Source organism: Sphaerochaeta pleomorpha str. Grapes, assembly GCF_000236685.1.
Lineage (GTDB): Bacteria > Spirochaetota > Spirochaetia > Sphaerochaetales > Sphaerochaetaceae > Sphaerochaeta > Sphaerochaeta pleomorpha.
In genome coordinates, this window is record NC_016633.1 from 3535873 (window position 1) to 3556651 (window position 20779).

Below are 20779 nucleotides of genomic sequence, written 5' to 3' on the forward strand. Positions count from 1 at the left end.
CCTAAGCTTCTCCTCTCAGTGCAGCGCAATGCCAGACTATCTTGTCTTTTTCGTCAAACGTATCGGGTACTTCGTCAAATTTCTGGTCTTTGCATTGGAAGGATATAAAATCCCAATGGGAACTTCCCCATGTTTGCCCTCTCAGGGCCTCAAGCGCAGAAATCCCACAGGAAGAAACCTTCCCGTGCCTTTGCTCTTCCAAAAGCGGGGCTCCCGCCTTGAGCAGAGAAGCAAACTGTCTTGCCTGTTCCGTAGCAATTTCTGAGGGAAGAATAGCCGTCACATTTGCCGATACAACAAACAGGACGTCTTTTGTCTCTTCAGCAATCTGGGAAAGTAGGGCAGAAAGAGTCCTGACCTGTCTTGCATCAAGATTCCCCATCAGAAAAGGAAGAACCGGGACTTGGGGGAAATAACTGTGAATCATTGGCAATGTGAGCTCAATACAGGGCTCTTCGATAAAGTAGCTGTCCTGAAGGGAAAGCGCATCGGAAAACCGCGCAGTCAATTCGTCCCGTAGTTCTGTCGGGAACAGTACCTTTCCCGTAGGAATGGAAACACCATCCCCGCTTGGTGCAAAGATGAAGCAGGGCAGGTCACCCTGCAATTGTTCCTGATGCAGAGATCCCAGTAAAACAACCAGTTGCGGATGCAAGGTCTGTGCCCCGGCAAATCCATCGTGTAGTAAATCCAAGGACCAGTCATAGGATGCATGGGGAACCAAGATCGAGGCTGGCAGTTTTGTCAGTGACTTTTTTGGCTCCCTTTTGGTACAGGCTTCTTCGAGTTCGTCTTTATCCTGTGGATAAAAAATAGCATGGTGCTCGCTTTTATGCATGTTCATCCTCTAAAAGTAATCGTGCAAGCCGTCCCTCGTCCAGTACAACCGAAAGATTTTTTTCCTGGGTTGGCAAAACAAGACCGGCTTTTGCCCCTTTTGGTTTCCTCAGGTATTTTACCTGCGTATAATACAAGTCGGCCTTGCCGTCTTTCTTTGCCTTGCTGAATACCAAAGCCAGATTGCCTGCATCGAGGAGAACCTCCAGGGGAACGGTTTTTCCCTTGAGGTACTTGATAAAGACATAGCCTCCGGGGCAATCGCGGGTATGCATCCAATAATCGTTACCCTTCGCATAATGGCGAAGCAACTCTTCGTTTTCCTTGGCATTCCTACCCACGAGCAACGTATATAGCCCACTCTTGATCGTAAGCCCTACCGAGGGTACTACTGTCGGTTTGTCCGCTGTCTCACTGCCAAGCTCCCGTTTCAACCGTTGGATATCCTTGGTCTCATTGCCGGTGAGCGTAAGGATCTGCTCATATTTTTCACGAGTGGTTTCCAGTTCCTGGCGGGCTTTCTCGTATTCAGCCTTGGCATTCTCATATGTACCTTTTGCCTTCTGGTACCGATCATAGAAAAGAGTGATATTTGCATTGGGGGAAAGCTTTGGTTCAAGGGCGATAGTCAAAGGTTTTTTCGTGGTCCAGTCTTCCAGGGTTATCGTTTCCGCATGAGGCTTGAGTAAATGGATATTTGAAGAGAGCAGATCGCCATAAAGCTTATAGGTTTCGAATTTCCCATTTTCTAGCATCTTGCGTTTCAACGAGTTTGCCGTTGCTTCCAGTTGTTTCAACAGCCGGTCCCCTTTGACGGTAACCTTGTTCAGGACTTGATGGAGGGTTTCCTCATTGCTGCTTTTTGAGTACTCATCCTCAATTTGGCGGTTAAAGGAACCTTCAACCCGTTCCCTTACCGAAAAATCCTTTAGGTCTTCGGTTTTTTCCGGCGGGAGAATGAACTGCGATCCGCTTTTCTCGTCTCTCCCGGGCCTGCGGTAGAGCAGGTCGAGGATCTCGTTGTTCTCATCGGTGGCAATGATGTTCGCTCCAGGGCCACTGTAAAAACGCAGATACAGGTTGATACGCTTGCCATGGTTGTCTAGTACAAGCTTGACTAGCCGGTCGAAAGGGACCTGGGTAACCGAGATAACCCTGCCACCTTCGAGATTCGCCCTGCAGAACTGAATAAACCGCTGTAACTTGGCTGTTTTTGTAAACTGTTGCACAGCCAAGGGACGGGTAACCATGTGAAGTCTGCTATAGGGAGTCCCCATCTCGGTATATAACGTCCACCGACCATGCTGAAAGTGGTAGAAATTCCAGCTCAAAGAGTGGAAGTCATGTTGTACGACACCCTGTAGGACACTGTCTTCGAACGGCAGTTCTTCAACGATTAAAGCAATTTCACGCCAATTTAGGGACATTGTTTCTCCGTAGCTTATCGTATGCTATTTTTATGCCACCTGCAAGGTAGAATGAGCCGCACACCAGAATTGCCTTTTCACCAGGAGTCGTTTCCAGAGCCAAGGAAAGTGCTTCTTGGTTATCTTCTACCAAAAAAAGCCCTATATCCTGATGGTTCTCCTTCGCCAGGGATTTGAAAGTCTCAGCTATCAGGGAAATGTCACTCTTTTTGTAACTCCCCGGTTTCGAAACGATAATATGGTCGAAATATTGAAGCACCAAGGAACACATTCCCCTGTGGTCTTTGTCTTCCAGGGCCCCATAGATGAGAGTATTCCCCTTTCCATACAGCTGGGAGAACGATTCAAACAAGCCCTGCAGGGAATGGATGGTATGGGCACCGTCTAAAAACACATCGGGCTCTGTCCCAATCTTCTGGAATCGTCCGGGAAGCGAATTCTGTTCGAGGGCTTCAAGCGTATGTTCATTGGTCAGGCCTAAGGTTTTAAGCACCAGCAAGGCTAGGGCACAGTTTTGTGCCTGCACCTGTCCAAGCATCTTCAGCGAAAGGTGTTCGCTCGAACCATCCTTCCACACATAGGAAACTTTTTCGCCTTCCTTGGTCGTCTTGTAACTATAACTTTCCAGTTCCTGGGAAAGGAATCGAATGGGACTACCCTGTTCCCTCGCTTCCTTCTTGAAAACATCATAGGCTTCCTTGGTTTCGAATCCTACAAAGGAAGGAACGCCTTTTTTGATAATCTTGCTCTTTTCAAAGGCAATGGCCCCAATGGTATTGCCCAGAATTTTGGTATGTTCGAGCTCGATAGGGCAAAGGACGCTTGCCTCGGGAATAATCGTATTTGTTGCATCAAGCCGACCCCCAAGGCCTGTCTCGATTACAGCCCACTGGCATTTGGCCAAGGAGAAAAGCAAAAAAGCATAGGCTGTATAGAGTTCGAATGTAGTAGGGGTGGTTTCGCCCCACTCGTCGGAGAACGTGAATCCTTCAAGTCGGGAAAAGAGTTCATTACCTGCCTGTATGAGCATTTCGTCATCGAAGAACGTCCCGCCTAGTGTGAAACGCTCCCGGTAATCGACCAGATGGGGGGAAAGGTACAGACCGGTTTTATACCCGAGGGCGTGTAGGGCTGAGGCAAGGAAGCTTGCCGTAGAGCCTTTGCCTTTCGAACCTGCGATATGGATTTTCTTGTAATCAAGCTCGGGGTGTCCGATGTATTTTAGGATTGCATGCATTCTGTCCAGCCGGTAGGTGCGGGTGGTGTAATGGGTGGTTTGTTTTTCCAAATTGGTGAAGGTTTCCATGTGGGAAACTATGTCATCGAAATGAGTAAACTGCATATCTGAAAGTACCTCGGGCGTAACTGTAGTACCATACGCCGGTTTGGTCAACAAAACCCTGTTCAGAAAAACAGATAGGTGTACCCGTTTTTCCCCTGGACCTTCTCAGTCTGTACCGAAAAGGCCTTGCTGATCAATGCTGATTGTTCAGTATGCCCAGGGGAATCATAGCTGAGGATCTTCCCGTTTTCCATCAGGCATATAGCATCACAATAAAGCAGGGCAGAATTGATATCATGCAGTACGGCAACAACCCCTTTCCCTTCGTCCCTTAGTTCCTGCATAAGGCAGATAATTTCTCTTTGGAAGCCGAGGTCAAGAAAGGTTGTCGGTTCATCGAGGAATACATAGTCGGTATCCTGGGCCAGAACCATAGCCAGATAGGCTTTTTGCCGTTCGCCCCCACTCAGTGACTGGAGGTTCTTATACCTGAGTTTTTCAAGATCCATTCGTTGGATGGCTTTTTGCACGATATGCCAATCTCTCTCTGAAGGGTTTCGGGAAAAATGCTGGTAGGGGAATCTTCCGTGCATGACTAAGGTCTCAACAGAGAGGGAAGGATTTGATTGCATCTGCGAAAGCATCGATACCTTTTGAGCCCAGGGCTTCTCGCCATAAGCCTTTCGTTCCTTACCATCCAGAAGAACCTTTCCTTTCGTTGGTTTGACAAGGGCACAGGCTGTTTTCACAAGCGTAGATTTCCCACAACCATTCTTGCCGATGATTGCAACAAATGAGGCTTTGGGAAAGCCGATGGATAGATTCTCGAGTATTTGCTTTTGACCGTAACTTGTGTATATGGATTCGAGGCTAAGCAAGGATCGATCTCCTTTTTCTATCGAACAGCAAATACAGAAAGAAGGGGCTTCCCACAAAGGAAAGTACGATTCCCACAGGGATTTCATAGGGGGCAAACAGAATCCGCGAAAGGATATCGCATCCTATTGCCATAATGGCTCCGCAAATTGCGCAGAAAGGTATCATTGAACTTCGTTTGGTACCAAGCAACATCCTGACCAGGTGGGGGACTATAAGGGCAATGAATCCGATCAGGCCACACATGCTTACCACGCTGCCGGCAAGGAGGGCTGACAGAAATAGTGAGGCGAAGCGCACTCTCTCAATAGGTACTCCCAAAGACTTTGCCGTCTCATCACCTAAAAGCAACATGTGCAAGTTCTTCTGGAGTATTAGCGAAATGGCAATGCTTCCAAGGATGAACCAAGCACAAAAACGTAACTGGTTTTCGGTAACAAAGGAAAATGAGCCTATGAGAAAGTCAGTTCTCTGCATCTGGGTGTCCGGGAAAAGGGTGATAACAGTATCACTGCAGGCAGAAAAGAAACTCGAGAGAGCAACCCCTGCAAGGAGTATGGTCGTGCGGGAGGCTTTTGTAGTTTTTGTAAGAAAGTATACTAGCAAAACCGAAACCAAGGCTCCCAGAAAGGAAGCAAATAGCGTATAGCTTACGAGATGGGGGAACAAGGCTGAAAACAGAACCGTTGCAAACAGGGAACCGGCATTCACCCCGATGATATTCACACTAGCCAAGGGATTGTGCAAGGCTGTCTGCAATAGATATCCACTCACAGCGAGGGCCATTCCACACAGCAAGGCTGCAAGGGTTCTGGGAAAACGTACAAATCTTACAATCCTGAAAGCTGTGGAGGTTTGGTCTTGGTGGAAGAGGATTTCCAAAAGTTGGTTTCCTGATATATTCGTTGAGCCCAGGCAAAGGCTGGAGAGGAACAACAAGGCCAATAGAGCGGTGGAACCCCAAAAAGGCGTGTTGTCAAAAGATAATGTTTTCAAGGTATGCATAGCTTTCACTCCAACGGGCATTCGGTTTGTACTGGAAGAGCTCTTTTGGCAAAAACAAATAGTGGGCTTGTTGCACTGCCTTAAGGTCTTTCCATGCAGGATTCGAGGCAAAGTATTCTTTCATTGCTTGATTTGCCTGGTCGCTGTCTCCCATGGCAATGGCAAGGATAAAATCAGGGTTTTCTTCCAGAATAGCTTCCATTCCCAAATCAGATAGCAAAGAAGGGCGGCGACTTACCAGGTTGTCAGCCCCCAATTCTGTAAGCATCACGTTGATCATGGTATCGGAAGCAAGGGCTTTGACTGAGAGTGCAGAACAGCGGACGAGTAAAACCGTGGGTTTTTGTACACGGTAGGTCCTTTTTGCCAGAAGAGACTGGATTTGTTCTTGCACTTCAAGTCCATTTTTCCTGTACAGATCCTTTCTGCCTGTGATATCAGTGAGGATATTGAGCATCGAAAGAAAATCCTCAAAATGTTCTACTTTGAAAAAGGCATGGGCAATTCCCGACTGTGTCAAAATATCCGATAAAACTAGGTGGGAAGGAATGTCGGCTGAGAGTAATACAAAATCTGGCTCGAGGGCAATGATGGCCTCTATACTGGGATGTTTGACTGTCCCGATGATGGCCGTATTGCGATCGATCGAGAAATCCCGTTGTGAAATCACATCATTGGTAACGCCTATAATCTCTCCCCCCGCCTCTAGCCAAGCTTCGCAATACGAGCCAAAGGCTGAAATTACCCTTTTGGGCTTTGCTGCGAGTGTGACAGAGTTGCCAAGGGCATCGGTGAATTGGAGATAGGTACCTGCTCGCAGGTTTTTAGTACCGGTATCGGTTCGGGAGCAAGACAGCAGGATTGATACCAGCAGAAGTTGTAGGCAAAGAAAACCCAACCATTGTCTTTTGTTCATAGCTCACTATTGTCCATCATGAAGTATTGCTTCTTTCTGTTCGAGCAGGGTATTGCCTTCCAGCACGAGCTGTATGGTTTCTGTACCGAGCCTATCGACCAAAGAGGCAAACCGTTCACCTTTACTACCTTGCTGAATGAAAAGCAGAAGGGCTTTTTCCACCATGTCGAGCACCTCGGCTCTCGAATAGAGAGCAGTGAGTCTGGTTCCGATCCGTACACGTTTGCCCCATCTTCCCCCGAGATACACTGAGAACCGCGTTTCTTCCCCGACTATTGCAGAGAAAGGACAATGTTCGATGCAGCGTCCGCAATTATTGCAGATGCCTCTCTCTATCGTAGCTTTGCCTGCCTTGGTAATTGCCGTGAGGGGGCACGCCACCTGTGCTTTGCAGATTTTGCAGGCCTTGCATTTTGCACTGTCGAGAGAAACAATTTTTTGGGCAACAATCCCAAAATCATTGAGATCCGGTTTCACGCAATTGTTCGGACAGCCCCCGCAGGCAATCTTAAACTTATGGGGAAGTGTGACCGATTGATAGCCTACATAGAACCTCTGATGGATTTCCAGGGCCAGCGACTGGGTATCGCATAGGCCAAAGGTACAGGTGGTTCCTTTGCAACTGACCACAGGGCGCACCTTATGTCCTGTACCTCCGGTCTCAAGGCCTTGCCCTGCAATGTATTTTTTAAACGATGGGATAGTTTCAAATGCAATGCCTGGCAATTCGATGGTCAAGCGGCTGGTCATGGTTACCATGCCGTTGCCATACCGGTTGGAAGCTTCACAGGCACTTTTCAGCTGGTCTGCGGTAAGGCAACCGTTCTTTGTAATGATTCGGGCCGAAAAAGAATCGACACTCCGGTTTTTTAGGAACCCTTGTCCTTTCAGCTCTTTTATTTCTTCAGTGGTTGGTTTCATACAGTCGCTCCTTCTTTTGGACAGGAGCAGTATAAGAAAGAAAATATATAGCGTAAATACTATAAAAAGAATATAAAATATAGTAAAAACATTATATATAGGAGTTGCCCATGACCATACGTGATGTTAGGATTTTCTGCGAGGTAGTCGAAACCCTTTCCATGAGCAAGGCCGCTGAAAACCTTGACTGTGCCCAGCCAACGGTAAGCCATGTGATAGCAGGAATAGAGGCTGACTATGGGGTTCGTTTGTTTGAACGGTTTTCAAAACGTCTGTATCTGACCGAGGATGGGCAATACCTGTATTCCCATGCACGTGATCTTCTTTGTGTGTATGATGAGATCGATACAAATCTTGGTGCATACAGCCATCCAGTGTTGGTAAGAATCGGAGCTACGATAACCGTGGGGAGTAGTGTCATGCCTGCCCTCTGTTGCACCTTTGAAAAGGAACATACAAATCTAAACCTCAAGGTTGTTGTCGATAATACCAAGACTATCGAACAACTCTTGCTCGAAAATAAGCTGGACCTTGCCTTGGTTGAAGGGACGGTATCGAATACAGACTTGGTTACAGATCCTGTAGTCTCTGATGAACTGGTTTTGGTCATGTCCCCTGATTTCCCATTTTCCTTCCAAAACAGCTGTAGAGCAGAAGATTTGGCAGGGTTGCCTTTTATATTCAGGGAAGAGGGGAGTGGAACGAGGCAAAGGTTCATTGAATTCCTTTCGGCGCACAAAACCAACGTGCAGGAAAAATGGGTGTGTCATAGTTCGGATGTTATCTTGAATGCCGTAAAGAGTGGGCTAGGGTTGACAGTAATTTCTTCTCGCCTGGTCAGCAAGGATTTGCAGATGGGGAAACTGAGAAAGATTCAGCTGGCTGACGCAAATTTTGTGCGTGCTTTTAGCCTCGTCTACCACAAGGACAAATTTTTCACTCCCCAGCTTGAGGCTCTCGTGAAGAAAATCAAGACACTTGAGTGAGAGTGACTAATAGTTATAAAATACAATATGACGGATGTTGAAAAAGTGTAAGAGAAACCTTGATTTTTGGTTTTGTTCTGCCTATAGTTTAGATGTATTGGGTTTTGAAAGAGAAAAACCTATAGGAGAAGGCACATGGCAAGCAAAAAGGTATCCGAAAAACGTTGGGATTTCCTTGAAGAATTCAGAGGAAAAGATTTTCAAGGGGAATGGCCTACTATTGTTGAAATGTTTAATATCACAGTAAAGAGGTATCCTAATAACAGGTGCTATTCGGCCTTTGTTCCCAAGAATGAGGTATTTACCTTTCTTGAAGTGCAGGGTATCGTCAAACGGTTGGCCAACTATCTAATTAGCCATGGTGTCAAAAAAGGTGAGAAAATCGCTGTATCGGGAAAGAATAGTCCCGAATGGGCCATTGCCTATCTTGGAATTCTTTTTGCAGGGGCCATAGTCGTTCCCCTTGACAACACCTTCCGCGACGGGGAAATGGAAAAATTGCTTGCCTTTGCCGATGTCGACCGCATTTTTGCCGATGCAGACCGACTGAAAACCCTTGATTCAAAGAATACATTGGGCTTGGTTGAGAAAATCAGTCTGGAAATCTGCAAGGATTTCCCATTTGTCCTTGACTGCCAGGTCGAAGAAGAGCAGGAAAGAGAAAAAGCCGATGTACTGGATACTGCAGCAATTCTCTTTACCAGCGGGACTACCGGGACGCCCAAAGGGGTGATGCTCAGTCACCGGAATCTGGTTTCAGATGCCTATCTTGCCCAAGGGAACATGTGGATCTATCCCGAAGACGTATTCTATGCGATTCTTCCCATCCACCATGCCTATACCATGCTTTCGGTATTCTTTGTTTCGATGAGCGTCGGTGCCGAAGTAGTCTTTGGAAAGAAACTGGTGATCAGTCAGGTTTTCAAGGAAATACGCGAAGGTCATGTAACAATGTTTCTCGGCGTCCCCATGCTCTTCAACAAGATGATTGGCGGCCTGATGAACGGGATCCGGGAAAAAAGTATTATTCTCTATGGAATAATCCGGTTCCTGATGAGTGTCTCCGGTTTCCTGAAGAAAGTATTCAAGGTGAATATCGGCAAGAAAATGTTTGGGTTCCTCTTGAAAAAGCTTTCCTTGGAAAATAACAGGATCTGCATTTCCGGTGGTGGGCCGCTTCCTTCCTCCACCTTCAAGATGTTCAATGAACTGGGCATAGATTTCGTCCAGGGCTATGGCCTTACCGAAACCAGTCCCATCACGCACCTCAATCCCGTTGAGGCCTATATCGAAACCTCGGTAGGCAAAGCGATTCCTGGTGTCGAGGTAAAAATCGTTGACCCCGATAGCGATGGCAATGGTATTATCTACCTCAAGGGTTCGATGGTCATGCAGGGATATTATAAGAATCCCGAGGCTACGGCCGAGGTCTTGGAAGACGGTTGGCTGAAGACAGGGGATGTCGGTCACCAGGATGCAAACGGGTACCTCTATCTGACCGGGCGGGAAAAGAATGTCATTGTCACTGAAGGTGGCAAGAACGTCTTCCCCGAGGAAATCGAGGACCATTTTCAGTTGTATAACGAGATCGACACTATCTGTGTATGCAAATATAATATTGACGTGAAAGCAAAGAAAGAAGGTATCAGGGCATTGATTTACCCTTCTGAGACCTATCGTGAAAAGATGGAAAAGGAAAACGGAACATCGAGCAAAGCCCTTATTGCCCATCGGATGGAAGAAATTGTAGCTGAGGTTAACAAGGAATTGCCGGTTTATAAAAAGATTACCCGTGTACAGGTTGTCGATGAGCCGTTCGAAATGACGAGTACGAAAAAAGTTAAGCGCTTTGTAGTTGCACAGAAGTACAAGGACTAGGTATAGTTAGGCTATGAATAGTAGTGTACGGAGTTTTCTGAAGGCAAAGGCCCAGAATCTAAAACCGGTCGTAATGGTCGGTAAGGGTGGCGTAGATCCCAGGATTGTTACTGCCCTTGATGAGGCTCTCACCAGTCATGAACTGGTGAAGGTGAAGTTCCAGGCTTTCAAGGATGAGAAGAGAACCCTTGCCGAACAGCTTGCAGTCGATACAAAGAGCGAGTTGATCGGTATCATGGGGTTTATTGCAACCTTCTACCGCGATAGCGAAAACCACCTCATGCATTTCCCAAAGGAATTACTGAGGAAGGGGGAGTAAGGCAACACCTGGTTGCCTGCTAACTAAGACACCAGCTAACCCCTGGTGTTTTTTATTCGGTTTTTTATATGAAAATCCCTGTTTCAGGGAAAACTGGGAAAAGAGAAAAAGCGCAAGCCCCCATTCCAACGGAACAGGGACTTGCAAGTAGAGAAAATCCACCAGAAGGTGATACTCATTAGTACCACAGGGGCTCTTCCCTTGCAATGGTTAATTGCTATTTCCCTTGAAGCAATCAAAATCCAATGCCGAAAGCTTCTTTTCAAGGCTGTTTCTCCTCGAAAGTATACTCGACATTTCCTGGGGATTCCAAAGTCTTTCCGCCAGGATCGATAACCGTGGGAAAAGCATATATTCCGCATGTTTGGAATATACGATTTTTTCGGTCCAAAGGTTTCCTTGTCCACCAAGCACCATTTTCTGACTGGCCTCGTCCAGATCAACAGGGCAGGGATTGAAAAGGGCCGTGTCCTGAAGCGTGGTTACTCCCAGATTGCCCGGTTCCTCAATACTGTCGAGGTGCTTGTAATCGAAGTAACACCCTGCTGTGTTGGGGCTCATTATTATCTGGTGGCCGAGCTCGCTTGCCTTGCGGCCTCCCTCTGTTCCTCTCCAGGACATAACAATAAGGCTTTCTGGTAAACCAAGTGTTTCGCTCCCTTCAAGAACCTCATCCCATCCTATGGGCTGCTTGCCCTCATCCTCTACTATTTTTGCGACTTGGGTTGTCATCCAGGCTTGGAGTTCCTTTTCGGAGTGCAGATTGTTTTTTTGCATCCTACTTTGGCATTTCGGGCATCGCTCCCATTGGGCATGGGGACATTCATCCCCACCGATATGGATATAAGGACCGGGGAAAAGCCTGGCCAGCGTAGCGATGGCAGCCTTGAGGAATTCCAAGACCTCGTCATTTCCCGCACACAGTACATCTTCGAAAATACCCCAGCGGTCCTGCACTGCATAGGGCCCTTCGGTGCAGCCGAGATGGGGATAGGAAGCAAGCAAGGCAGAGGCGTGGCCTGGGGTTTCGATTTCAGGGATTACCACCACTTGGCGCTGTTTGGCATAGGCTACTATTTCTTTGATCTCTTCTTCCTGGTAAAACCCGCCATAGGTAGTCTGTCCCGAATATTGGAGTTCTGCCCGCTTAGACCCTATCGTCTCAAGGTTTGGATAGCCATCTATAGGGAAACGCCAGCCCTGGTCATCGGTAAGATGCCAATGGAAACGGTTCAGGTGGTGCAGTGCCGCCGCATCGATGAGTTTCTTGATGAATGCAGGTGAAAAGAAATGCCTGCTGCAGTCGAGCATGAAACCACGCCAGCTGTATAATGGTTCGTCCTCGATTTTGCAACAGGGGATGATGTTGTCATTGGCCAGTGCCATCTGCCTAAGGGTCATGAAACCGTGAAACGCCCCTTCAGACTGGGAAGCTGCGATAACAACCTGGTTTTTGGTTACTTTAAGGGTGTACCCCTCCCTCGGTAGCGTGTCTGTCTTTTTCAAAAAGACATCTTCTCCCCCTAAGTTGCACTGTAACTGTTGCTGCGCAAGTTCAGCGATTTCTTTGAATTCCGGTGCAAAGCTGATGGTAGTGCCGTTGTGGAGACGAAAGGCCCCTTCTAGGTCTACGATATGCAAAGGAAGAGGCATAAGGAGTTCCGATGCCTTCTTTGGTTGTTTTTTCTGCATTGTTCCTTCCTTTAAGGTACCTGTTTTCTTACAAAACCCTATGGTCCGCTCTCCAGTCAGTTGGAAAATATTCTTATTGACAGGGGCTAGGACCGATGGTAGTCTTAGTTTGTACAAAGAGCAAACAAACTAATACAGAGGGTTTACTTCCCTCCATCTTAAAGAAGCAAATGAGAATAAACAATAATAATTTTCAGAAAAACGCCAATACCTCCCTCGTTTCCCAATTGATATGGAAGAGCCCAGGGATCAGTCGTGTCGATATCGCCCGGGAACTGAACCTCTATCGGTCGACGGTTACCAATATCATCTCCGCGCTCATCGACGATGAAGTTGTCTATGAGGGTGAGGAAGGAAGCGGTATGAGCAGGGGAGGGCGAAAGCCGATCATTCTCAGACTCAATGAAAAATTTGGCTGCGTGGTTGGTTTTGATATCCAGCCTTCCCATTATCGTGCCGTGATACTCGATATCACCGGTTCCTTGCTCTGGCAACAGAAAGGTGCCCTGCCCAAGGTTGACTTTGACGGGATCCTGTTGTTTCTCATGGATCTTGTCCTCTCGGAGGTGAAAAAAATCAACATTCCCTTGCTTGCCGTATGTGCAGGTATTCCCGGGATTGTAAACTCTGACAACGGAATCATTGTCTATGCAGAACCCTTTAAACTAAAAAATTATGATTTTCATTCATTCTTTGCCAAACGCTATGATGTTCCGGTATTCGTTGAAAATGATGCCAACTGTACCGCTTGGCTGGAAATGACCATTAACCGCAATATCCATCTGGGGGATTTTGTCTGTTTGATAGCTGACTACCATGAGGGAAGCTATCAGTTTGGAGACCGTTCAGGCATTGGCGTAGGCATTGCCCTCTCCATTGGCGGAAAAGTCTACCATGGGTCTCACCACAGTGCAGGTGAATTCTGTTCCTTGAGCTGGAGGGAAGAAAGCATAGGTCAGACTGGTTTGCAAGAGGATGTATTGATTCGCTCAGTTTCTGATCCCCAGGCCTTGGCAGTCTGGATGAACGATCTTTTTTCTTCGCTTGTTCCTGTCCTCTCTGTAATAGACCCGCGTTTCCTGTTCATCCACGGGAAACCCTTCGATGATGAAGACAAGATTCAAGGGATGCTCAGCAAAGACTGTCCCCAGTTTCTTGCCTTACTGGAAAAAATCGGATGCAAGATGGTTTTCAATGCACATGATGAATCGGTAGTTGCGAAAGGAGCTGCTACTATGTACTTGCAGAAACTCTTCGCTGTTCCTGAATTATCGGAAACTGAGAGCAGAACCCATTTTGACTGGGATGATGTAATTAATCAGGCCTATCCGATGAAAAAAAGCTATATTTTACAGAGCGGGAGTGATGACAATGAGTAAGCATCAATCGTTAAAATCTTCACTTTCATCCTCACGTAGGGAACAGAACCGTGCTTACTGGATGTTGGTTTTGCCTGGGGTTATCATATACCTTGCGGTAATGGCTTTTCCTACCATATTTTCCATTGTTTTGAGCCTGAGCAGTTATAACGGTGGTAAATTGTTCAATGCACAGAACCCTGCTGCGTTTGTGGGTTTGAAATGGTACAAACGCCTGTTCGTTGATGAATATTTTTACCTTGCCCTGAAAAACAATCTCTGGATTGTCTTTGTCTCGGTTTTCGGCCAGATTCCCCTGGGGTTTTTCCTTTCCTATGTACTCTATAGGGGTATTGTAAAGAGAACGGATTTTTTCCAGACAATGATCTATCTGCCCTGTGTCATCTCTACGGTTGTAATAGGTATCCTCTGGAAATCTTTCTTTGCACCGTACGGGGCCTACCCGGAATTGGTCAGGCTTATAAACCCGGAATTTGAATATTCGGTTTCCAATCACCCTATGTTCCCGGTTCTCTTTGTCATTCTCTGGATGTATACCGGAACCTACCTGATTATATTCATGGCCAACTTGCAGAAAATCGATGCCGCAATTATCGAGGCTGCAAGGATTGACGGGGCATCAGAAGGACAATCTCTGCGCTATATCATTCTTCCGGCCCTCTCAGGGGTCCTTGTGACAAGTTGCATTCTGGCTATCAGCGGTTCATTGAAAAGTTTCGACTTAATCTATGTTATGACGGGAGGGGGGCCTGCAAACAGGACCAGTGTCCTCTCTGTCTATATGTTTGACAAAGCCTTCAGGGGAGCCCCGAATTATCCATTGGCAAATGCTATCAGTACCGTGATGGTAACAATCAGTTTTATCCTTATCGGTTTGACCAAATGGGCCGAGAGTAAATTCGGGGGGAGAGAATAATATGTCTGATATCAAAGATACCAAAAGCCCCCGGGCCCGTTTCGGTTTGTTTCTGACCTATCTGGTTCTCCTTTTCTTTACGCTCATGGCAATCTACCCGCTCATCTGGCTGGCTATGAATTCTTTCAAGACAACAACCGAATTCCAGCTTAATAAGCTGGGGGTTCCAAAAGCCTGGGTCACGATCAATTACCAGGATGCCTGGGTAAGGGGAAAGTTTCCCCATCTGATTTTCAATAGTGTAATCTATACGGGAATTACTACATTGGTCACCTTGGTTTTCTCCTTTATGGCCGGGTTTGCCTTTGCAAAGATACCCCATAAGGCAACCAAGATTCTGCATGGTTCCTTTATCATCGGGCTACTGTTGACCTTACAGTCTATCATGGTTCCCTTGTTCCTTATCATCAACTGGACTGGATTATACAACTCTCGCCTTGGGGTCCTGATTCCTTATATCGGTATTGCGATGCCTATGGGGATTTACCTGGGAACCGATTATATTAAGAGTATTCCCAATGCCTTGATAGAATCGGCAAGGATTGACGGGGCAACCTATTTGAAGATATTCAGGACTATCATTGTCCCGATGGCTTTGCCTGTTGGTGTTACCGTTGCAATTCTTACCGTTACCGGTACTTGGAATGAATTTATGTTGATCAACATTCTGACCAGCAGTGATGCCCTGAAGAGTCTTCCTGTTGGGGTTCAAAAATTTGCTGGGGCTCTTTCCAGCGATTTCGGAAAGCAGTTTGCGTCTTTGGTAATAGGCTTGTTGCCCATGTTGATATTCTACATGTTCTTCCGCAAGGAGATTACCAAGGGAGTCGCAACAGGGGCTGTCAAAGGGTAGTCTAACAGACTTTGTTCTGGGAAAAGCACAACCCTAAAATTGTTTGACAGCTGTAGGTACGCATGGTAGCATTTAGTTTGTACAAAGTATGAACTAAATTGGTCATGAAGGATTCACCCTTTTTTTGGGGTGAATGTGCTATTGACGGGGTAGGCAAAAACCTACCGATTGTAAGCTCATGAGAAGTCATTAGGAGGTAAAAATGACTATAATGAAACGAATTTCTGTATTGGCTCTTGCTCTGATGATGGTAGTTACATCAGTATTTGCACAGGGGACCAAAGAAGATGCATCTGCCAAAGGGCAGACAGAATTGACTGTTCTGAACTACATTGATATGTCAGAACCGAACAGTGCAAACGAAGTCAAGTTGATCTGGGATAAATTCAATGCAGAAAATCCTGACATCAAGGTTATCCGTGAAGACTTGTTCAATGAGCCGTTCCACCAGAAGACAGAAGCCTATGTAGCAAGCGGCAAAGTGCCAGATGTATTATACATGTGGCCCAGCGGACGTTCCACCAGTCTTCACACTACCAAAAGCGTGAAGGACCTCATGCCGTTCCTGGAAAAAGATGGCTTGGTAAGTTCCTACAACCCTGCAACCCTGACCCCGCAGTTTGCTGGATTCCTGGGTGAACTTCCCAACGGTATTACGACGACCCATATGCTTTATGTCAACACGAAAGTGCTCAAAGACAATGGTTTGACCATGCCCAAGTCCTACAATGAGATGAAAGCAATGGTAAAGCCCCTAAAGGCCAAGGGTATCGACTTGATCGCAATGGATAATATGGACGCATGGGTCATGCAGAGTTGCTTGTTCTCCATGGTAGTCGGTCGCTTTGGAGGCACTGACTGGTATGGCCAGCTTGCTTCCGGCAAGATTTCCTTTACCGATCCCTGGTTCATCAATTCACTGAGTCTTATTGATGATATGTATAAATCAGGTATGATCAACCGTAACAGTCTTTCCAGTCCTTACGGTTCAAGCCGTGGTAGCTTTGCAGCCGGAAAGGCAGCCTTCTATATCGATGGCGACTGGTCGACTGCTTCCTTCCAGACTGATATGACCACCGGACAGGCTTTGTTGAGCCCAGCTGTGCAGGCTAGTGATATCGAACTCGTTGTTCTTCCTGAGATTACCGGTGAGGTAATTCACAATTCCAACAGTGGCGTAGTCGGAACCGGTTGGGGCATGAGTGCCAACATTCCAGCAGGATCTGCAAAAGAAGAAGCCGCTTGGAGACTTATTAAATTCCTCGAAGGCGAATATGCCCAGACGTATCGTTTGTCAATCGGTGCTTCTTTCCCCTCCAACCTCAAAGTCGATGTTGCCAAAGTTGTAAAAGAAAGGAACCTCGAACCCCTGGTAGCCAAGAGGGCTGATTACTATAAGAATTTCAACACCATTACCCCCGTTATCGACGGAGTACTGGCTGGAGACGTTTACAATGTAATCAACACCGGATTGCAGGAAATCGGTCTTGGGTCTAAGACCCCTGCCATGGTAGCCCAGAATGTCCAGAAGGCATGGCAAACCTGGAAAGCCAACCAATAAGCTTTACCGCTAAATCGTTTTGACAAAGTAGAGGGGACCGGAAACGGCCCCCTCTCTCTTGGTAAGACATAAGAGTTGACAATTCTAGTGGCTGCTTCCATACAGGTCGTAGACTGTCAGGCTATCGCGGAATTGCTTGATCGTAAGCTTTTCCTTGGTCTTGAATACGACAACTTTCTGGGCAGTCGGCCGTATGTCAAAGAAATTGTCCGTGAAAGTCCCCTTAAGAGAGCCTGCATCGAGAGAGACAAAGAAAGCAGGGGCAAGGCAACTGACCGTAACGGAAAAGCCCTCGTGTGCCTTTGCTACCGATACTTTCAGTTTGGGATCGACTAGGGAGCATTTTTTTGGCCGGTCCAGGAACAGGCAGTTTTCCCTGTAGACTTCGTTCGATACCAGCTTGAAATAGACAAAGGTGTCCTGGGCCTCTGCGTTGAACTGCTTCTTACCATCGATCGTGCAGATATGCGTACTGCTTTGGGGTGCAAAATCCTGGAAGTATTCCTGTTTTTCAAGTTTTGTTCCATCAAAATGACAGAACTTAATGGAAACCTTGGCATTCACGAGGGGGGTCGCCCGGTCATTTATGACAAAGACTTCGATTATGCCGTCTTCCTTCACATAGGCAATCGGGAGGATTGGAGCATAGAAATGTTTTGCCGCATACTGCAATAGTTTCCATTTCCCGGTGTAGTCGATGGAGGACCAGGAAGCTACCGGCCAGTTATCGTTAAGTTGCCAGAATATCGTTCCCATACAAACAGGACGCAAGGTTCTCCAATACTCTACCGCGGTTTTCATAGCCATCGCCTGCTGTACCTGTGAGAGATAGAGCATGTGTTCAAGGGAATTGGGGAAACGAAAATACCGTGAGAAGTTCTCGATGATAATGGAGTTTCCCCTGTCGTTTTTCTGATGGTGCTCCATGACCGGGCTGGTCAGGTTCAATTGTTCGTCAGGGGTATACAGCTTGACAGTCGAAAGAGACGGGAAGCTCTGGTACCCGAATTCGCTTACAAACCGTGGCTTGATGGAATAATAGGCCTCAAAAGGTTTGCCTTCGTGCCATACTGACCAGAAGTGCATATCGCCGCGGCTGTCGTCATGCCAGTTGTCCGAAAAGTCGTCTATCCCTGCCGATGGGCTGGAAGGCCACCAGGTCCTGTTTGGGTCGAGCTCCCTTATGATTCTCCCGACGGTTCCTTCATTGAGCCGGTCGTAATCGATGATATACCGTACCGGGTTGTTTTTCGTTTCCTCATACCAGCTTATGGCCCCGAGGTCTTCATTGTTGCCACACCATAGGGCGATGCTTGCATGGTCTCTCAAACGGGGAATCTGGTAACGGAGTTCTGCTTCTACATTTGCCAGGAAAGCTGGGCTGGAGGGATACAGGGAGCAACTGAACATACAGTCATGCCAGATCATAATGCCCTTTTCATCACAAGCATCATAAAAAGCATCCATTTCATAGAGACCTCCGCCCCACAGGCGAACCATATTCATGTTGGCCTCGACGCAGTCCTGCAGCAATTGGTCATAACGCTGTTTTGAGAACCGGGAAACAAGGGCATCGAGGGGTATCCAGTTTGCACCCTTTGCGAAAACATCCCTGCCGTTTACACAGAATACCATGCCTTTCCCGCCTTGCCCGTCCTCAGGGGTATTGACGGTCAAGGTCCTGAAACCTATCCGTTTGGAGAACGTCTGCTCCCCTAGGTTCAAGGTGAGTTCATACAGGGTTGGTTTCCCTTCACCGCAAGGCCACCATTGTTCGATATCCTTGCATTCGAAATGGAACGTCAGTTTATTCAACCCCCGCATGACCTGTACCTCGCCTTTCTGAACGGATTTTGCCAGGCTCGCCTTACAGTTCAGCATCAGTGCCTTGGAAGCATTGTAGATGACCTCGACGGTTGCTTCCCAGTTTTTGTTTGAGCTTGGCTTGGTGTCGGTAACGATGGATTCCACGATTCCCTCGTTTATAAAATCGAGGGTGATATTCTCATAGACACCGAAACTCATGATACAGGGACCCCAGTCCCAGCCGCTGTGGCTCTGGGTTTTTCGAATGAGGTTCCGGTGCTTTGCAGATACAGGGTAGACCGAATACGGAATGGGGTAGGCTAGTTTTGCAGCCTCTGCGATTGCTGCATTCTCGGCACTGCTAAAGTGGAGCTCAATCGTATTGTCTCCCTCTTGGAGCAAAGAAGAGAGGTCGAAGCGGAAACGCCTGAACTGGTTGTCACATGTTCCGGCCACCTTCTGGTTTACCATGACGGTGATGATGGTGTCGGCCATGGTAAGGGTAAGGACAGGCATGCCACTTTCCATCTGTTCTCTGGTAACGGGAAAAACCTTGGAAAGTATCCAGTCATGCTTTCCAACCCATTGGACATCGAGTTCATTGGTTCCGTAATAAGGGTCCATGATCAATTGCTGCTCGAGCAATGCTGAGTGGATGTCCCCGGGTAAGGTACAGGGAATGCTTTCTGTGGTAAGGAAATATTTGCAAAACGGAGCAATGGCTCCGCTATCTTTGGGCCTAAGCCGCCATTGACCGTTTATTTTGAGTGTTTTCATGGTAACCCTCCGCTTGGCAGTATACCACAATTCTCCTGCAAAGGATGTTTTCGGGTGGGAAAAACGTTGGGTTGCCGCTTGATGGCTTGCTAAAAGTCAGGAACCTATACGGATGCGTAGCAGTAAAAATTCCCTTTCCTTGTATGAAAGAAAAGGCTGGTATATACTGATAGGTCTAGGCGACAAGGCGGGGTAGTCCTGCTTTGTACTCGTTACCAATCCATGAAAAGGGGTCAATGCTATGTATGCACCTGATGAAAAACGGTATGAGAAGATGAAATACAATTATTGTGGGAAAAGCGGGCTCAAGCTCCCTGCAGTTTCCTTGGGACTTTGGCATAATTTTGGTGATGCAACGCCTCTGGCCAATGCCAGGGAGATGATTCACACTGCCTTTGATCTGGGCATTACCCATTTTGACCTGGCCAATAACTACGGTCCCCCTGCAGGTTCTGCGGAACTGAATTTCGGAAAGATTTTTTCCCAGGACCTGGCAGCCTATCGGGACCAGCTGATAATCTCCACCAAAGCCGGATACAATATGTGGCCGGGACCCTACGGGGAATGGGGAAGCAGGAAATATCTGCTCTCCAGCCTCGACCAGAGTCTGCAACGGATGGGACTGGACTATGTCGATATCTTTTATTCCCATCGGTTCGACCCTGACACGCCCCTTGAAGAAACCATGGGAGCACTTGAGACAGCCTATCGGCAGGGTAAGTGCCTTTATGTAGGTATCTCTTCCTACTCGGCAAAGAAAACGCGCGAGGCCTATGCCATATTGAAGGAACGCAATATCCCCATTCTCATTCACCAGCCTTCCTATTCCATGTTGAATCGTTGGGTTGAGGAAGAATTGCTCGATACTATCGGAGAACTCGGGATGGGAACCATTTGTTTCTCGCCCTTGGCCCAGGGTATGTTGACAGATAAATATCTGGAGGCAATTCCCGAAAACAGCCGCGCTGCCAAGGAAGGTACCGCCCTTTCTGCCAAGATGCTGACAAAAGATAACCTGGATAGGATTAGAAATCTCAACGAAATTGCAAAGAAGCGAGGGCAGAGCCTGGCACAGATGGCTTTGGCCTGGGTGCTGAGGAGAAAGGAGATTACCACTGTCCTTATTGGTGCAAGCTCGCCTGCCCAGATACAGGAAAATGTGGGTGCCCTGGATAACTTGACGTTCACTGATGATGAGCTGAAGGAGATCGATCACTACGCACAGGACGGGAATATCAATCTGTGGGTAAAATCGAGCACTGCCGGTTGATTTAAAACCAAAGAGTGAGAAACGCATTAAAAACGCACCGGACTAACTGCCCAGTGCGTTTTTTGTATCATATGCAGG

The 20779-nt window shown here is 47.2% G+C and carries 17 protein-coding genes; 8 read left to right on the top strand and 9 right to left on the bottom strand.

Going from position 1 to position 20779, the window contains the following annotated elements:
* Position 1 precedes the first annotated feature (1 nt).
* From amrB to SPIGRAPES_RS16120, 7 genes are all read right to left on the bottom strand, one after another.
* A complete protein-coding gene (gene amrB, locus SPIGRAPES_RS16090; RefSeq protein WP_081468823.1) occupies positions 2 to 844 on the bottom strand; it encodes an AmmeMemoRadiSam system protein B in 843 nt (280 codons plus the stop codon).
* Positions 831 to 2264: an NFACT RNA binding domain-containing protein gene (locus tag SPIGRAPES_RS16095; RefSeq protein WP_014271820.1), complete on the bottom strand. Its 1434-nt coding sequence runs from the start codon at positions 2262 to 2264 to the stop codon at positions 831 to 833. Before SPIGRAPES_RS16095 ends, amrB begins: the two co-directional genes overlap by 14 nt.
* Positions 2245 to 3552 carry a bifunctional folylpolyglutamate synthase/dihydrofolate synthase gene (locus SPIGRAPES_RS16100; protein WP_245535448.1) on the bottom strand — a complete coding sequence of 436 codons (1308 nt, stop codon included), beginning with the start codon at positions 3550 to 3552 and terminating at the stop codon, positions 2245 to 2247. The genes SPIGRAPES_RS16095 and SPIGRAPES_RS16100 overlap by 20 nt, the downstream gene beginning before the upstream one ends.
* A gap of 116 nt (positions 3553 to 3668) precedes the next feature.
* A complete protein-coding gene (locus SPIGRAPES_RS16105) occupies positions 3669 to 4424 on the bottom strand; it encodes an ABC transporter ATP-binding protein (RefSeq protein ID WP_014271822.1) in 756 nt (251 codons plus the stop codon).
* Positions 4417 to 5427, bottom strand: coding sequence for a FecCD family ABC transporter permease (locus tag SPIGRAPES_RS16110; RefSeq protein ID WP_014271823.1), 1011 nt, complete (start codon positions 5425 to 5427; stop codon positions 4417 to 4419). Before SPIGRAPES_RS16110 ends, SPIGRAPES_RS16105 begins: the two co-directional genes overlap by 8 nt.
* On the bottom strand, positions 5399 to 6343 hold the full coding sequence (locus tag SPIGRAPES_RS16115; RefSeq protein WP_014271824.1) for an ABC transporter substrate-binding protein: 945 nt from the start codon (positions 6341 to 6343) through the stop codon (positions 5399 to 5401). The genes SPIGRAPES_RS16110 and SPIGRAPES_RS16115 overlap by 29 nt, the downstream gene beginning before the upstream one ends.
* A gap of 6 nt (positions 6344 to 6349) precedes the next feature.
* The gene (locus tag SPIGRAPES_RS16120; protein ID WP_014271825.1) at positions 6350 to 7264 is read right to left on the bottom strand and encodes a 4Fe-4S binding protein; all 915 of its coding nucleotides are present in this window, start codon (positions 7262 to 7264) and stop codon (positions 6350 to 6352) included.
* A gap of 110 nt (positions 7265 to 7374) precedes the next feature.
* Here SPIGRAPES_RS16120 and SPIGRAPES_RS16125 point away from each other — a divergent pair, with 110 nt between their 5' ends.
* The 3 genes from SPIGRAPES_RS16125 to SPIGRAPES_RS16135 all read left to right on the top strand — a co-directional run bounded on the left by SPIGRAPES_RS16125 (position 7375) and on the right by SPIGRAPES_RS16135 (position 10447).
* Complete coding sequence (locus tag SPIGRAPES_RS16125) at positions 7375 to 8250, top strand: LysR family transcriptional regulator (RefSeq protein WP_014271826.1); 876 nt, start codon at positions 7375 to 7377, stop codon at positions 8248 to 8250.
* Positions 8251 to 8385: 135 nt separating this feature from the next.
* On the top strand, positions 8386 to 10128 hold the full coding sequence (locus SPIGRAPES_RS16130) for an AMP-dependent synthetase/ligase (protein WP_014271827.1): 1743 nt from the start codon (positions 8386 to 8388) through the stop codon (positions 10126 to 10128).
* A 13-nt stretch (positions 10129 to 10141) separates the two neighbouring features.
* Entirely contained in the window at positions 10142 to 10447 is a 306-nt protein-coding gene (locus SPIGRAPES_RS16135) for a YhbY family RNA-binding protein (RefSeq protein ID WP_014271828.1), read from the top strand.
* Positions 10448 to 10657: 210 nt separating this feature from the next.
* Here SPIGRAPES_RS16135 and SPIGRAPES_RS16140 read toward each other — a convergent pair whose 3' ends face one another.
* The gene (locus SPIGRAPES_RS16140) at positions 10658 to 12139 is read right to left on the bottom strand and encodes a beta-N-acetylhexosaminidase (protein WP_014271829.1); all 1482 of its coding nucleotides are present in this window, start codon (positions 12137 to 12139) and stop codon (positions 10658 to 10660) included.
* 170 nt (positions 12140 to 12309) lie between these two features.
* Between SPIGRAPES_RS16140 and SPIGRAPES_RS16145 the strand changes: the two genes are divergently transcribed.
* From SPIGRAPES_RS16145 to SPIGRAPES_RS16160, 4 genes are all read left to right on the top strand, one after another.
* Positions 12310 to 13518, top strand: coding sequence for an ROK family transcriptional regulator (locus SPIGRAPES_RS16145; protein ID WP_245535449.1), 1209 nt, complete (start codon positions 12310 to 12312; stop codon positions 13516 to 13518).
* Positions 13511 to 14434, top strand: a complete 924-nt coding sequence (locus SPIGRAPES_RS16150) for a carbohydrate ABC transporter permease (RefSeq protein ID WP_014271831.1) — start codon at positions 13511 to 13513, stop codon at positions 14432 to 14434. Before SPIGRAPES_RS16145 ends, SPIGRAPES_RS16150 begins: the two co-directional genes overlap by 8 nt.
* A 1-nt stretch (position 14435) precedes the next feature.
* Complete coding sequence (locus SPIGRAPES_RS16155) at positions 14436 to 15287, top strand: carbohydrate ABC transporter permease (RefSeq protein WP_014271832.1); 852 nt, start codon at positions 14436 to 14438, stop codon at positions 15285 to 15287.
* Positions 15288 to 15498: 211 nt separating this feature from the next.
* Positions 15499 to 16848 (top strand): ABC transporter substrate-binding protein, encoded by a 1350-nt coding sequence (locus SPIGRAPES_RS16160; RefSeq protein WP_245535450.1) that lies wholly within the window; start codon positions 15499 to 15501, stop codon positions 16846 to 16848.
* Positions 16849 to 16932: 84 nt separating this feature from the next.
* Here SPIGRAPES_RS16160 and SPIGRAPES_RS16165 read toward each other — a convergent pair whose 3' ends face one another.
* A complete protein-coding gene (locus tag SPIGRAPES_RS16165) occupies positions 16933 to 19431 on the bottom strand; it encodes a beta-mannosidase (protein WP_014271834.1) in 2499 nt (832 codons plus the stop codon).
* Positions 19432 to 19672: 241 nt separating this feature from the next.
* Here SPIGRAPES_RS16165 and mgrA point away from each other — a divergent pair, with 241 nt between their 5' ends.
* On the top strand, positions 19673 to 20701 hold the full coding sequence (gene mgrA, locus SPIGRAPES_RS16170) for an L-glyceraldehyde 3-phosphate reductase (protein WP_014271835.1): 1029 nt from the start codon (positions 19673 to 19675) through the stop codon (positions 20699 to 20701).
* The last annotated feature ends 78 nt before the right edge of the window (positions 20702 to 20779 follow it).

Coding starts and splice junctions, on each gene's coding strand:
- amrB (WP_081468823.1), bottom strand. CDS start 844: ATGAACATGCATAAAAGCGAGCACCATGCTATTTTTTATCCACAGGAT.
- SPIGRAPES_RS16095 (WP_014271820.1), bottom strand. CDS start 2,264: ATGTCCCTAAATTGGCGTGAAATTGCTTTAATCGTTGAAGAACTGCCG.
- SPIGRAPES_RS16110 (WP_014271823.1), bottom strand. CDS start 5,427: ATGCATACCTTGAAAACATTATCTTTTGACAACACGCCTTTTTGGGGT.
- SPIGRAPES_RS16115 (WP_014271824.1), bottom strand. CDS start 6,343: ATGAACAAAAGACAATGGTTGGGTTTTCTTTGCCTACAACTTCTGCTG.
- SPIGRAPES_RS16120 (WP_014271825.1), bottom strand. CDS start 7,264: ATGAAACCAACCACTGAAGAAATAAAAGAGCTGAAAGGACAAGGGTTC.
- SPIGRAPES_RS16125 (WP_014271826.1), top strand. CDS start 7,375: ATGACCATACGTGATGTTAGGATTTTCTGCGAGGTAGTCGAAACCCTT.
- SPIGRAPES_RS16130 (WP_014271827.1), top strand. CDS start 8,386: ATGGCAAGCAAAAAGGTATCCGAAAAACGTTGGGATTTCCTTGAAGAA.
- SPIGRAPES_RS16135 (WP_014271828.1), top strand. CDS start 10,142: ATGAATAGTAGTGTACGGAGTTTTCTGAAGGCAAAGGCCCAGAATCTA.
- SPIGRAPES_RS16140 (WP_014271829.1), bottom strand. CDS start 12,139: ATGCAGAAAAAACAACCAAAGAAGGCATCGGAACTCCTTATGCCTCTT.
- SPIGRAPES_RS16145 (WP_245535449.1), top strand. CDS start 12,310: ATGAGAATAAACAATAATAATTTTCAGAAAAACGCCAATACCTCCCTC.
- SPIGRAPES_RS16150 (WP_014271831.1), top strand. CDS start 13,511: ATGAGTAAGCATCAATCGTTAAAATCTTCACTTTCATCCTCACGTAGG.
- SPIGRAPES_RS16155 (WP_014271832.1), top strand. CDS start 14,436: ATGTCTGATATCAAAGATACCAAAAGCCCCCGGGCCCGTTTCGGTTTG.
- SPIGRAPES_RS16160 (WP_245535450.1), top strand. CDS start 15,499: ATGAAACGAATTTCTGTATTGGCTCTTGCTCTGATGATGGTAGTTACA.
- SPIGRAPES_RS16165 (WP_014271834.1), bottom strand. CDS start 19,431: ATGAAAACACTCAAAATAAACGGTCAATGGCGGCTTAGGCCCAAAGAT.
- mgrA (WP_014271835.1), top strand. CDS start 19,673: ATGTATGCACCTGATGAAAAACGGTATGAGAAGATGAAATACAATTAT.